The sequence below is a fragment of the Roseovarius pelagicus genome (genome assembly GCF_025639885.1).
GTDB lineage: Bacteria > Pseudomonadota > Alphaproteobacteria > Rhodobacterales > Rhodobacteraceae > Roseovarius > Roseovarius pelagicus.
The window spans coordinates 3,176,788-3,189,435 of the sequence record NZ_CP106738.1 but is presented as its reverse complement, the minus strand read 5'-3'; the positions used below and the strand labels follow the sequence as shown (position 1 = coordinate 3,189,435).

The 12,648-nt window shown below is 60.3% G+C and carries 12 protein-coding genes; 6 read left to right on the top strand and 6 right to left on the bottom strand.

All coding sequences use genetic code 11. The features are described 5' to 3' along the window. Positions 1–162 precede the first annotated feature (162 nt). Positions 163–663 (top strand): PaaI family thioesterase, encoded by a 501-nt coding sequence (locus tag N7U68_RS16805; protein WP_263047548.1) that lies wholly within the window; start codon positions 163–165, stop codon positions 661–663. Here the strand turns inward: N7U68_RS16805 and N7U68_RS16800 are convergent, their stop codons facing one another. Beyond that, positions 664–1,743 carry a T6SS phospholipase effector Tle1-like catalytic domain-containing protein gene (locus tag N7U68_RS16800; protein WP_263047547.1) on the bottom strand — a complete coding sequence of 360 codons (1,080 nt, stop codon included), beginning with the start codon at positions 1,741–1,743 and terminating at the stop codon, positions 664–666. Between the two features lie 237 nt (positions 1,744–1,980). Here N7U68_RS16800 and N7U68_RS16795 point away from each other — a divergent pair, with 237 nt between their 5' ends. Further along, positions 1,981–2,589 carry an HD domain-containing protein gene (locus tag N7U68_RS16795; RefSeq protein ID WP_263047546.1) on the top strand — a complete coding sequence of 203 codons (609 nt, stop codon included), beginning with the start codon at positions 1,981–1,983 and terminating at the stop codon, positions 2,587–2,589. Positions 2,590–2,681: 92 nt separating this feature from the next. Here N7U68_RS16795 and N7U68_RS16790 read toward each other — a convergent pair whose 3' ends face one another. Beyond that, positions 2,682–3,650 carry a zinc transporter ZntB gene (locus tag N7U68_RS16790; RefSeq protein ID WP_263047545.1) on the bottom strand — a complete coding sequence of 323 codons (969 nt, stop codon included), beginning with the start codon at positions 3,648–3,650 and terminating at the stop codon, positions 2,682–2,684. 169 nt (positions 3,651–3,819) lie between these two features. Here N7U68_RS16790 and N7U68_RS16785 point away from each other — a divergent pair, with 169 nt between their 5' ends. Beyond that, complete coding sequence (locus N7U68_RS16785) at positions 3,820–6,933, top strand: valine--tRNA ligase (RefSeq protein WP_263047544.1); 3,114 nt, start codon at positions 3,820–3,822, stop codon at positions 6,931–6,933. Positions 6,934–7,062: 129 nt separating this feature from the next. Here the strand turns inward: N7U68_RS16785 and N7U68_RS16780 are convergent, their stop codons facing one another. Next, positions 7,063–7,857: a crotonase/enoyl-CoA hydratase family protein gene (locus N7U68_RS16780; protein ID WP_263047543.1), complete on the bottom strand. Its 795-nt coding sequence runs from the start codon at positions 7,855–7,857 to the stop codon at positions 7,063–7,065. 62 nt (positions 7,858–7,919) lie between these two features. Next, positions 7,920–8,084 carry a Tat pathway signal protein gene (locus tag N7U68_RS16775; protein ID WP_165193716.1) on the bottom strand — a complete coding sequence of 55 codons (165 nt, stop codon included), beginning with the start codon at positions 8,082–8,084 and terminating at the stop codon, positions 7,920–7,922. A gap of 99 nt (positions 8,085–8,183) precedes the next feature. Here N7U68_RS16775 and N7U68_RS16770 point away from each other — a divergent pair, with 99 nt between their 5' ends. Next, positions 8,184–9,290, top strand: coding sequence for a pyridoxal phosphate-dependent aminotransferase (locus tag N7U68_RS16770; RefSeq protein ID WP_263049180.1), 1,107 nt, complete (start codon positions 8,184–8,186; stop codon positions 9,288–9,290). A gap of 72 nt (positions 9,291–9,362) precedes the next feature. Beyond that, positions 9,363–9,524, top strand: a complete 162-nt coding sequence (locus N7U68_RS16765) for a hypothetical protein (protein WP_165193718.1) — start codon at positions 9,363–9,365, stop codon at positions 9,522–9,524. Between the two features lie 30 nt (positions 9,525–9,554). Here the strand turns inward: N7U68_RS16765 and N7U68_RS16760 are convergent, their stop codons facing one another. Then, positions 9,555–10,751, bottom strand: a complete 1,197-nt coding sequence (locus N7U68_RS16760; RefSeq protein WP_263047542.1) for a pyridoxal-phosphate-dependent aminotransferase family protein — start codon at positions 10,749–10,751, stop codon at positions 9,555–9,557. Between the two features lie 152 nt (positions 10,752–10,903). Between N7U68_RS16760 and N7U68_RS16755 the strand changes: the two genes are divergently transcribed. Further along, positions 10,904–11,587, top strand: a complete 684-nt coding sequence (locus tag N7U68_RS16755) for a tyrosine-protein phosphatase (protein WP_263047541.1) — start codon at positions 10,904–10,906, stop codon at positions 11,585–11,587. On the opposite strand, the gene N7U68_RS16750 is transcribed toward N7U68_RS16755, so the two are convergent. Beyond that, the gene (locus tag N7U68_RS16750; protein WP_165193722.1) at positions 11,584–12,591 is read right to left on the bottom strand and encodes a type I glyceraldehyde-3-phosphate dehydrogenase; all 1,008 of its coding nucleotides are present in this window, start codon (positions 12,589–12,591) and stop codon (positions 11,584–11,586) included. The genes N7U68_RS16755 and N7U68_RS16750 overlap by 4 nt on opposite strands. Positions 12,592–12,648 lie beyond the last annotated feature (57 nt).

Genomic DNA, 12,648 nt, shown 5'->3' with positions numbered 1-12,648 from the left:
ACTGGATGACAGGTGCAACACATGCCCGGCTTTATGGCGTATGACGCCGCCGGGCGGCACCCATTCATCGCGACAGGCTGAAACACTCCGGCGCGCACTGCTTGTCCCATGACCGCCATTGGGGGACTGGTCCCTGCCCTACACCTGTGCCAGAAACAGCGCATGACCAACACACCCCACACCGCCCGCTCTCTCGACGACCTGCCCGACATTGACGCGCTACTGGCGCGCTCGGGCCTTGAATTCATGCAAGACATCCTTGCCGGAAACATCTCCGGCCCGCCTATTGGTGCAACACTGGGCTTTACCATTGCGACCGTCGAGCAAGGACGCGTGACCTTTGCGGGCACGCCGCAGTTTGCAGTCACCAACCCAATGCGCGGCGTGCATGGCGGCTGGTACGGGGCGATTCTGGACAGCTGCATGGCCTGCGCCGTGATGACCCATGTTCCGCGCGGCAGCTTCTACACCACGCTGGAATACAAGGTGAACCTGACACGCGCGATCCCACTCGGCACAGATGTCATCGCCGAAGGGCTGGTCAGCCACGCGGGCCGCTCTACCGCGGTTGCGACCGGCGAAATTCGCGGGCGCGACGATGGCCGCCTCTACGCCTCCGGCTCGACTACCTGTATGATCATGGTTGCGCCCGGCCGCGACTGATCACACCTGCCCACCCCGGACAGTTTGGGATGCCACAGCCAGCGGCAGATCGCGCACACCTGCCGTTGGATGCAACCGCTCCGACGGATCTGCTCCAATCCGACGACGGCTCCGCAACAAGAACAGCTTGCCCCAGCCCCGCCATGTGCCGACCGACGGCGCATCCGGATCGCATGGAAACCGCGCCTGCCAGCCCTCCGGCAACAACAGCCCGGCCTCTTCGGCCCGCTCCAACATCCAGACCAGCGGGATGTTCGACAATCCGCGCGCAGCATCGAACCCGCCCAGCTGACCACCGATATCGCCATGCGCCCCACGAAACCACATCTGTGTCACCTGTGTTTGCGGGGCCGCGCGACTGTCCCACATCACGGGCGCGAACGCGCGCCGCGTCTCATCCAATGCCAGCGCGTGGTACCCGTGCAGCACCGACGCGCCCAGCGCATCCGAATGGAATGCATAGCGATGCGCCGTCAGCCGCCACAGAACCGGCACATGCAGGCCCAGCGCCTTTACCGTGTCCCAGACGCCGACCATCGCAATCGGCGTCGCCTCGTGACAATAGGCCTGCCGAAAGGCATCGACCGCCGGACCTACGTTGTGGCTCTCATAATGACGATACGCCAGCCGCACATTGCGCTCGGTCGCATGTTCCGCCTTTAGCAAACCCACCCGCTCAATCGCACCTGCCAGCGACCGCACCGCATAGGCACCTCGCGAATAGCCCAGCAAAATGATCTGATCACCAGTGCGATACCGGCTGGCCAGATACCCATAAGCGCGCCGTATCTGCCGATTGATCCCGCGCCCCATCATCACTCCAGCGCCAGATCGCCAGTCCTGCCATTGCAGCCCGGCCTCATAGAACACCGACACAGCAGGCCCCGCCTGCTCGGCAATCAGCCGATAGGCCAGCCCCGCGTTGCTTTCGCTCCCCGGTGACAACGACGACATAGTTCCGTCAAGGATCAGCACATGGGTAACTGACCCGCGCGTTCGAACGCCATGCACGCTTTGCCCGCGCCGAATACCCGGCAGGAAAATCTCGGTGATGGCTTTGGCCCACCGGCGCCAACTCATCGCAATGCCTTTCGTCTTGGTCGCCCATGTGGCCGCGTCGCCGCAGGGGATCGTATTGTACAAGTACCTGATACTCGTTCACTGAATGTCCAGATCCTACGTTGAGATACTGCCAACACCGTTTAAATGCGCAAGCCAAACCGCCGCAAGAATCCGCACCGATCACACAGAGAGCCTTGCGCAGGATATGGAAAATACGGTTTGCTAAGCACACCATGACCTGAGGAGCCACCGAATATGGAACGCGTCAGCTTTACCCAGATGAAAGACGGCACCAAGGAAGATTATGAATTCCTGACCGCGCACGAGATTGACCACACCAAACATACCGCGCAACGCCTGCTCAAAGCGCTGGTGGAACTGGACGAAGGTCTGTCAGGCTACCAAATCACGCGCCTCGGCCACTCGATCCAGTCCGCCACCCGCGCATGGCGCGACGGCGCGGATACCGATTGGATCGTGGCCGCCCTCCTGCACGACATCGGCGATATCTACGCGCCCTACAATCACGACGAATACGCCGCCACGATCCTCAAACCCTTCGTGCGCGAGCAATGCACATGGGTCGTGGCCACGCATGGCGACTTTCAGATGCTCTATTACGGCCACCACCTGGACGGGTTCGACGAGAACAAGCGCGAGCGCCATCGCGGACATACCTATTTCGACGACTGCGCCGAGTTTTGCGAACGCTGGGATCAGGCCAGCTTTGACCCCGCCTACGACACCCTGCCGCTGGAATTCTTTGCGCCGATGGTCGAGGGAGTATTCGCGCGAAAACCCTACGATCCTGATGTCATCCAGCCGGGCACGCGTATCCCGCTAACCGGCACCCCGCGCGCTTGATGCCTCTGTCGGAACTTGGGTATTTTTACCAAGAAAAAACCAGATTCGGCGCTTTTTCTTGGTAAAAATACCCAATGCACAGCAGTCGTTCCTCAGCGCGACCGTAGCCATCCCAAACGCGCAAAGAGAAACAGCAGAAGTGCACCGACAGCCAACAGCCCCCCGCTGACGATCCAGAACGCATGCGGCGACGTCGCACCGGGCATCCCGCCGACATTGATCCCCAGCAACCCGGTGATCAGACCGAGCGGCAGGAAGATCGCCGCCACCACCGATAAGAGCAGCATCTGTCGGTTCATCTGTTCGGCGCGGGCATCCATCATGTGATCATGCACCACCTGCGCCCGGTCGCGAATCGCGTCCAGTTCCTCTGCCAGTCGCGTGACCCGCTCTGTCGCCTCGCGCAGGCTGCTGCGTTCGGCCCGTCCGATCCACGGCAGTTCCTCGATCTCCAGCGTACTGAGCGCATCACGTTGCGGAAACATGTAGCGCCGCAGCACGATCGATACCCGCCGAATATCGGCCAATGCCGTTCGCAGCGGCATCGTATGGCCCGCCGCCACCTGTTCTTCTAGATCATCAATCCGCTCGTTCAGCTCTGCCACCACCGGCTCTGCCCGGTCGGCCAGACGCAGCGCCAGCCGCGCAATCAGCTCTGCCGGGCTGGCAGGCGCCTTGCCTGCTTCGCTGCGCGTCCGCAGGTCGCCCAGCGCCTGCACCTGTCGACGCGTCACAGTCACGATCTGCCGCGCGCCGGCCCATATCCGCATGCTGACCATATCCTCGGGCTGCGCGCCGGGATTCAGGTTCACCCCGCGCAGATTCATCAGCACTGTCTCGTCCAGAACGGTGCAGCGCGGGCGTGTCTCTTCGGCCATCAGCGCGGCCTCGACCAAGCCATCCCCACCCAGCGCCGCCAGCCATTCAGCCGAAGTGCCGGCCGCCTGCATCACATGCACCCAGAGAAATCCCCCTTCGGCTGGCGCGGGTATCGGACCATCCAGATCAACCGACACCGCCCCGCCAGCGCCGTCCAGCATCAGAGCAAATCTTTCGTTCATTGATGCAGCCCCTCCATATTTCCCGTGGCAGTAGAACACGCCAAGCAAATTCCACAACACTTCTCTGTAACACGCACCGGAGACCGTGAAATTCCCCCCGTGCACCTTCCCCTTGGCCCGCGCATTGGGTAAGCCACCTCTCAACCACGCAAACGAGCGGAGACACCCGATGGGACTGGACAAGACATTCGACGCCGCCGAGGCCGAAAAGCGCATTTATGACGCTTGGGAGGACGCAGGCAGCTTTGCCGCCGGGGCCAACGCCGCAGACGGAGCGGAGCCATTCAGCATCATGATCCCGCCGCCCAACGTGACCGGCGTGCTGCATATGGGCCATGCATTCAACAACACGTTGCAGGACATCCTGATCCGTTGGAAGCGGATGCAGGGCTACGACACGCTCTGGCAGCCGGGCACCGACCACGCGGGCATCGCCACGCAGATGGTCGTGGAGCGGATGCTGGCCGAAAACCAGCTGCCCAGTCGGGCAGAGATGGGCCGCGAGGCGTTTCTCGGAAAAGTCTGGGAGTGGAAAGAAAAATCCGGTGGCACCATCGTCGGACAGCTCAAACGCCTCGGCGCGTCATGCGACTGGTCGCGTACGGCGTTCACGATGGCCGGTGCGGCAGGCGATACGAAGGTCGGCCACGAAGGCAGCGCCAATTTCCACGACGCGGTCATCAAGGTCTTTGTCGACATGTACAACAAAGGCCTGATCTATCGCGGCAAGCGACTGGTCAACTGGGACCCGCATTTCGAGACCGCGATTTCCGATCTGGAAGTCGAGAATATCGAAGTAGCCGGTCACATGTGGCACTTCAAATACCCGCTCGCCGGGGGCGAGACCTATGAATATGTCGAGAAGGACGAGGACGGTAACGTTACCCTGACAGAAACCCGCGATTACATCTCGATTGCCACCACTCGGCCAGAGACGATGCTGGGCGATGGCGCGGTCGCGGTGCACCCATCGGACGAACGCTACGCGCCCATCGTGGGCAAGCTGTGCGAAATCCCCGTCGGCCCCAAAGAACACCGCCGGATGATCCCGATCATCACTGATGAGTATCCCGATCCCACCTTCGGCTCGGGCGCGGTCAAGATCACTGGCGCACATGATTTCAACGATTACGAGGTGGCCAAGCGCGGGAATATCCCGATGTACAACCTCATGGACACCAAGGCGAACATGCGCGCCGATGGCAAACCCTACGCCGAAGAGGCCGCGATCGCGCAGGCCATCGCGAATGGCGAACAAGAGTTCGACGAGGCGATGATTGCCGCGATGAACCTTGTGCCGGATGAATATCGCGGGTTGGACCGGTTCGAGGCGCGCGCACGGGTCGTGGCGGATATCACCGCCGAGGGCCTCGCCGTGATGGTCGAGGCTGAAGGTAGGCCGGGCTTCAGCCCGGCACCCGACGAAGACGCTGCCGACAGCGCAGAGCCGGGCTCAAGCCCGGCCTACGTGCCTTTCGTCGAAAGCAAACCCATCATGCAGCCCTTCGGCGACCGCTCCAAAGTGGTGATTGAGCCGATGCTGACGGATCAGTGGTTCGTCGATACGTCCAAGATCGTCGATCCCGCGCTCGATGCGGTGCGCAATGGCGACGTGCGGATCATGCCCGAGAGCGATCGTAAGGTCTATTTCCACTGGCTGGAGAATATCGAGCCATGGTGCATTTCCCGGCAATTGTGGTGGGGGCATCAGATACCGGTTTGGTATGGACCGAAGTTTGAAGGCAAAGCCCAGCAACTCGGCCAGGTCGAGTATTTCTGCGCTCCAAGTGCCGAAGAAGCACTTGAAAAGGCGAGGGCCTACTATCGTCAGCATTTGGGTATCAATGCCCGTCCTTTTGTTGGAGACGAAGCACTCGGTGCCGTTTCCGACCATGAGATCCAGATCCGGGGCGCTGATGAAAGTAGCTCAATCCGTCTCACTCGCGACCCCGACGTGCTCGACACGTGGTTCTCCTCCGGCCTCTGGCCCATCGGCACGCTGGGCTGGACCGGCGATGCGGACACCGACGCCCAAAACGAGGCGCTACAGAAATACTTCCCGACCTCGACGCTGATCACCGGGTTCGACATCATCTTCTTCTGGGTCGCCCGGATGATGATGATGCAATACGCCGTTGTGGGCCAGAAACCCTTCTCGGACGTCTATGTCCACGCGCTGGTGCGCGACGAGAAGGGCAAGAAGATGTCCAAATCGCTCGGCAACGTGCTCGACCCGATCGAGCTGATTGACGATTACGGCGCCGACGCCGTGCGCTTTACCCTGACCGCGATGGCCGCCATGGGCCGCGATCTGAAGCTCAGCACACAGCGCATCGCAGGCTATCGCAACTTCGGGACCAAGCTTTGGAACGCCGCGCGCTTCGCCGAGATGAACGGTGCAACCACCGCCAATGCACCGACGAAATACCGACGTCTTACCGACGCAAAACAGACGGTCAATAAATGGATCATCGGAGAGACCGCACAGGTCCGCGCCGCCGTTGACCACGCGCTGGAACAATACCGTTTTAACGACGCCGCCAGCGCGCTTTATACCTTTGTCTGGGGCAAGGTCTGCGACTGGTATGTGGAGTTTTCCAAACCACTGCTGATGGATGGCACCGACGAAGTTAAGCAGGAAACCCAAGAGGTTATGGCATGGGTCATCGACCAATGCGTGATCTTGCTGCACCCGATCATGCCCTTCGTCACCGAAGAGCTGTGGGGCACGCTGGGGGATCGCGACCAGATGCTGGTGCACACCCCTTGGCCCACCTATCAACCCGCTGATCTGGTTGATGAAAATGCCGATCGCGAAATGAACTGGGTGATCGCGCTGATCGAATCCGTCCGCTCTGCGCGCGCCCAGATGCACGTACCGGCGGGGCTGAAAATCCCGATGGTCGTGACCGCACTCGATACGGCCGGTCAGGCCGCATGGGACCGCAACGAAGCGATGATCATGCGGCTCACACGGGTCGAGAGCCTGACGCATGTCGAGACATTGCCCAAAGGCTCGATCACCGTCGCTGTAGAGGGTGGCAACTTTGGCCTGCCTCTGGCGGATATCATTGATATTGATGAGGAAAAGGCACGACTGGAAAAGACACTGGGCAAGCTGGAAAAGGAACTTGGCGGTCTGCGTGGACGGCTCAGGAACCCTAAATTCGTGGCCTCCGCCCCCGACGAGGTGGTCGAGGAAACCCGCGCTAACCTCGCCCTGCGCGAAGAGGAAGAAACGCAGTTGCGCACAGCGTTGGAGCGATTGAACGAAATCGGATAACGTAGGCCGGGCTTCAGCCCGGCACCGACGAGAAGTTCCATAACCATCGCAAGGTCGGATTCAATCCCACCTTGCCTATAGCACGCGCCGGGCTAAAGCCCGGCCTACTTCTGACAGCAATGCCACCGCTCACCCGCGTGTCGTGAACCGTGGTGCGCGCCCGGCCATGTTGGCGCTGATCACTTCCATCTGATCCGGTTTGCCGATCAGATCGGTTTGCGCACGGCTCTCTGCAATCAGCACATCATCCGCCGATGCACCGGATTCAGCGTATTCTATCAGTGCCTTCGCCGCGCGCATCGCTGACGGGCTCTTGCCCGCAATCTCTGACGCCAATGCCTGCGCCACCGCCAGCGGATCATCAGCGATCTCTGTCACCAGCCCCCAATCTGCCGCTTGCTGCGCGCTGATCGGCGTGGCCGAATAGGTCATCCGCCGGATCACATCGCTGCGCGTCAGATGCGGCAACAGGGCCATGCCGCCCATATCCGGGACAAGGCCCCATTTCATCTCCATAATCGCCAATTTCGCGCCCGGTGCGGCAATGCGAACATCCGCCCCCAATGCCAGCTGAAACCCGGCGCCATAGACCGCCCCCTGCAATGCGGCGATGACCGGAACGGGAAGTTTACGCCAAATTAACGCAACTTCTTGAAAAAGGTTAGCGTTGCCATGGGTGCGTGGCATCACCAATGCTTCGGGATCACCCGCCGCCAGTTGCGCGAAACTCATCACGTCCAGGCCCGCACAAAATGCTTCGCCCTCGCCCGACAGAACCACGGCACGGATATCGGCACCCATCAGCGCCTGCCCGGCGGCGACAATCGCCTCGGCCATTGCCGGATCGACTGCGTTGCGTTTTTCCGGGCGGCTTAGCCGGACATGGGCGATGTGGTCGGTAATTTCAGTGGTAACGCGGGACATTGGCAGGCTCCTATCGACTGCGGCCAGCAAAACCGCGCGATGCGGCCCGCGCAAGAAGAACCTTACGGCACCCAACGTTCCACCGCGCGCAGCGCGCCCAGTGATTTATCATAAACCAGTGTCAGGATACGACGCCCGCCGGTCCGCGTAGCAATGGCCGGGACAGTACGGACAGCACCGGCCGCAAGCGTAGCCGCGATAAACCCACGGCGAGAGAATGTTGGCATCTGGATGTCCTTCTTAGTTGCGAATGATTCGCATCTATGGGTGCACCCACGCAATTACAAGGGATTGCGCCACACCACGGCATGGCGTTATCTGGCGAAATGAGCCATCCACGATACACCGACCTGATCCTGTCCCTGCCCGCCTCCGTGCCGTTTGTCGGCCCCGAAGTGCAAGAGCGCACTCGCGGCGCACCGTTTGCCGCGCGGCTGGGTGCGAACGAAAATGTCTTTGGCCCCTCACCCCACGCCCTCACCGCCATGCGCGATGCGCTCGAGGGTATCTGGCAATACGGCGATTCCGCCAGTTTCGACCTGAAAGAGGCGCTGAGCGCACATCTGGATGTGACCCCGGAAAACCTCGTTATCGGCGAAGGTATCGACGGCCTGCTCGGGTATTTGGTACGGCTGCTGATCGCGCCCGGCGACGCCGTGGTAACATCGGACGGGGCCTATCCAACGTTCAACTACCACGTCAGCGGTTTTGGTGGGGTACTGCACAAGCTGCCCTATAACGGCGACCACGAAGACCCGGACGCGCTCTTTGCCAAGGCGGCAGAGGTGGATGCCAAGCTGGTTTATCTGGCCAATCCCGACAACCCGATGGGCAGTTGGCATGAGGGCGATACAATCTTGCGCGCACTCGACATGCTGCCCGAGGGATGTCTGCTGCTGCTGGACGAAGCCTATGTCGAATTCGCCCCCGAAGGGACCGCGCCGCGGATCGCGGCAGACGATCCGCGCGTCATTCGCATGCGGACATTTTCCAAGGCTTACGGCATGGCGGGCGCACGTATCGGCTATGCCATCGGTGCCCCCGATCTGATCCGCAGCTTTGACAAGATCCGCAACCATTTTGGCCTGAATCGCGCAGCCCAAGCGGGCGCATTGGCGGCATTACAAGATCAGGACTGGTTGGCGCAAACCCTTGCTCGGGTTGATGCATCACGCAGGCAGATTGCAGATATCGCAGCTAAAAACGGTCTGATCGCCCTGCCTTCAGCCACCAATTTCGTGACCATTGATTGTGGCGCGGATGGTGACTTTGCGCGCCGGGTACTGGCATCTCTGGTGAACCAAGATCTGTTCGTACGCATGCCCTTTGCTGCTCCCCATGATCGCTGCATCCGCATCAGTTGCGGGCGCGAAGCGGATCTGGCCCTGTTTCGCGCCGCACTGCCAAAGGCGCTGGCGGAAGCGCGCGCATGATCGCACAGGGTCGATATTGACGCCTGACTTTTCTTTGGATCGTTATATCATCTGGATATGCGACGCGGAAACATGCCCTCTGCCCCGAATTACACAAACGCAGCCCTGATCATGGGGCTGGTTAATCTGGTGTGGGTTTTCTTTGTCCTTTGGGTGGCCTTTGGCCTACCGATCGTACTGGCTACGGGTTATGGGTTAAACCTGCTGATTGACCGGATCAAGCATCGCGACTGAACTGGTGCGTGGATGACAGTTCAGCACATATCAACCCACGGAAATCACACGCGCCGCCGCACTTACACCGCCAGCCTCATGCGGGATATCCAGGGCAACCAATCCAGCCTCGATCGCGCCCAGCATACCCAACACCATATGCGCATTTACATGTCCCATATGACCAATCCGAAAATATCCATGCCACGCCGGGTCGGTACACTCGGCCATGCCAAGTCCGATCCCGAGGGTGACACCGGCATTGGCCTCGACCCAACGGCGCAACTCCGTCGCGCGTGGGGCAGGCAGCGATAGCGAAGAAACCGCGCGGCTGCGATGCACAGGATCAGCGACATTCAGACTCAATGCCCCCGCCCTGCCCCAGACATCTGCCGCAGCCCATATCGCACGGGACAGTGTATCGTGGCGCGCCCAGACAGACTCAATCCCTTCCGCATGGATCAGGTCCAGCGCGGCCCGCAAACCATACAGATGATGCGTCGGCGCCGTCCCACAGAAATACTGATAAAAGATTTCAGGCGTGGCGCGACGGGTCCAGTCCCAATAGGGGCTGACGCGTTCCTGATTGGCCCGCACCGCCGCCGCCCGATCATTGAAGAACACGAACCCAAGGCCCGGCGGTGTCATCAGACCTTTTTGACTGGCGGTCACAGTCACATCAATGCCCCAGTCATCCATCTCCAGACGGTCACATCCAAGGCTGGCAATGCAATCGGCCATCAACAGCGCCGGGTGCCCTGCGGCGTCGATTGCAGCCCGCACCGCTTTCATATCGCTGAGGATACCGGTCGAGGTGTCGACATGCGTGGCAAGTACTGCCTTGATCCGATGGTCTGTATCTGCGCGTAGCACGTCCTCGACTCGGGCAGGGTCAATCGGACTTTTCTTGCCAAAGTCGATAATCTCTGCGACCACCCCCAAAGACGCGGCCATTTCGGCCCAGCCATGTCCAAACCGACCTGTCGTCAGCACCATAACCGCATCACCCGGTGCCAGAGTATTTGCCAGCGCCGCCTCCCATGCGCCATGCCCGTTGGCGATATATATCGCAACATGATGGCTGGTGCGCGCGACACGACGCAGATCAGGCAGCAGGCTTGCCGTCATCTCGATCAACTCACCTTCATAGATATTTGGCGCCCCCCGGTGCATGGCTCGCAGCACTTCGTCGGGCACGACAGACGGACCGGGAATGGCAAGGTAGGGATGTCCGCTGGCAAGGCTCATTTTCTGCGCTCCGAGATACAGGTCCGTCGGACATTACTGAGGCGGCAGGTCGCGTCAATGCCCATCCATCCGCTTGCCATGGCTCCGGGCTGCGCCTACATGAGGGCTTCGCATCGTCGGTTTGCCCGGCGCACCCCAAAGCCAAGGCAGAGATGACCCTTATCAAGCGGATCACAGAGTGGGAGCGCAATCTGCGTCAATCCTACAATACCGACCTTTCGACACCCGAGAACCGTCGCCGTGCTGAAATCTACAACCTTTGGTTCGATCACGCAGTACTGCGTATTTTCTGGACGAATTTCTATCCCGTCGCGCCCGGTGTCTACCGATCAAACCAACCAACACATCGCCGGTTCGAAAAGCTCAAGGCAATGGGCATCCGCAGCATCCTCAATCTGCGCGGTTCAGCGGGCGCCGCGCACTATCTGGTCGAAGAGGAAAGCTGTGCGAAACTAGGGCTCAACTTGGTAAACGTGACGCTGCACGCGCGCTTTGCAGCGCCGCGCCACGACATTCAGGCAGTCATTGCTGCATTCCGCAGCATCGAAAAACCCTTTGTGATGCATTGCAAATCAGGAGCAGATCGCGCCGGATTCGCCTCGGCTATCTACCTGTTGGTGATCGAAGGCAAGCCGGTGTCCGAAGTGCGTAAAATGCTCAGCTTCAAATACCTTCATATCAAGAGTTCACGCACTGGTGTTCTTGACTATATCCTTGATCTTTATGAGGCGCGCAACGCACGCGCGCCAATCAGCTTTGAGGACTGGGTAGAGACCGAATACGAGAACGAAACAGTCCAAGCCGAGTTTGAAGCCAAATTCAAACCCCGCTTTTAGGTCACCACCCCGCGCCGTCCGATCCGCTCTGCCATATCGAGCATCCGGCACGAGAACCCCCATTCATTGTCATACCAACCAAAGACACGCAGCAAACCGCCCGCACTCACCGAGGTTTCACGCCCGCAGATAATGATCGATTCCGGTCTGCCGCGCAGGTCGGACGATACCAGAGGTTGTTCTGTCCAGCCAAAAACACCGCCCGATGCCGCCGCGTCCTTCAACAACGTGTTTACGGCGTTCACCGAAGCTGGTTTTTCCGTTTGCACAGTCAGGTCGATACAAGAAACACTTGCCGTCGGCACTCGGATCGCACGCGCCTCGATCCGGTCCTTGAGGTGCGGCAACACCAGATAAGTCTGATGTTGCGCACTTGTCGTCGTGGGCACCATCGACAATGCCGCCGCGCGACTGCGTTCAGGGTTTGCGCGCGGTTTGTCCACGGTGGGCTGACTGCCGGTATAACAATGTACTGTGGTCATCTGCCCGTCGATGACACCAAAGCTTTCATCCAGCCGCTTCAACAAAGGTGCCAGCGCGTTGGTGGTACAAGACGCATTCGAGATAATGCGCGCATCGCCCATATCATCCTCGTTTGCCCCCAGAACCAGCGTGACGTCGGCCTCGGCAGCGGGACCCGAAACCAGAACCGCACCCGCGCCAGCCTGTAACCCACGCTCGGCCACGGCTCGGCGCCCGGCCATTCCGGTACATTCCAACACCAGATCGACACCACTCAAATCCAGCGTACGCAAGTCGGTCTCAGCATGAAACGGGATAGGCCGACCATCCACGGTGAGGGCATTTTCGCTGGTGTCCACGGTACCCGGCCAAGGCCCGTAAATACTGTCATATTGAAAGAGATAGGCACAGGTTTCCAATGGTTCGATCTCGTTGATCAGAACCAGCTCGAACCCATCGCGGCCCTGTAGCAGAATGCGCAGCAACGCGCGGCCAATACGACCAAAACCATTGATGGCGATACGGATCGGGCGATCGGACATGGGGGCCTCCGGTGTCGTGTCGCACCATCGCTATCGCAGCGCGCCCCATGCTGCCAA

What these genes read in the sequence shown, in the direction of transcription:
- N7U68_RS16790 (WP_263047545.1), bottom strand. Translation starts at nt 3,650, where the DNA reads ATGAACGAAAGATTTGCTCTGATGCTGGACGGCGCTGGCGGGGCGGTG.
- N7U68_RS16795 (WP_263047546.1), top strand. Translation starts at nt 1,981, where the DNA reads ATGGAACGCGTCAGCTTTACCCAGATGAAAGACGGCACCAAGGAAGAT.
- N7U68_RS16770 (WP_263049180.1), top strand. Translation starts at nt 8,184, where the DNA reads ATGAGCCATCCACGATACACCGACCTGATCCTGTCCCTGCCCGCCTCC.
- N7U68_RS16775 (WP_165193716.1), bottom strand. Translation starts at nt 8,084, where the DNA reads ATGCCAACATTCTCTCGCCGTGGGTTTATCGCGGCTACGCTTGCGGCC.
- N7U68_RS16760 (WP_263047542.1), bottom strand. Translation starts at nt 10,751, where the DNA reads ATGAGCCTTGCCAGCGGACATCCCTACCTTGCCATTCCCGGTCCGTCT.
- N7U68_RS16765 (WP_165193718.1), top strand. Translation starts at nt 9,363, where the DNA reads ATGCCCTCTGCCCCGAATTACACAAACGCAGCCCTGATCATGGGGCTG.
- N7U68_RS16805 (WP_263047548.1), top strand. Translation starts at nt 163, where the DNA reads ATGACCAACACACCCCACACCGCCCGCTCTCTCGACGACCTGCCCGAC.
- N7U68_RS16750 (WP_165193722.1), bottom strand. Translation starts at nt 12,591, where the DNA reads ATGTCCGATCGCCCGATCCGTATCGCCATCAATGGTTTTGGTCGTATT.
- N7U68_RS16800 (WP_263047547.1), bottom strand. Translation starts at nt 1,743, where the DNA reads ATGAGTTGGCGCCGGTGGGCCAAAGCCATCACCGAGATTTTCCTGCCG.
- N7U68_RS16755 (WP_263047541.1), top strand. Translation starts at nt 10,904, where the DNA reads ATGACCCTTATCAAGCGGATCACAGAGTGGGAGCGCAATCTGCGTCAA.
- N7U68_RS16780 (WP_263047543.1), bottom strand. Translation starts at nt 7,857, where the DNA reads ATGTCCCGCGTTACCACTGAAATTACCGACCACATCGCCCATGTCCGG.
- N7U68_RS16785 (WP_263047544.1), top strand. Translation starts at nt 3,820, where the DNA reads ATGGGACTGGACAAGACATTCGACGCCGCCGAGGCCGAAAAGCGCATT.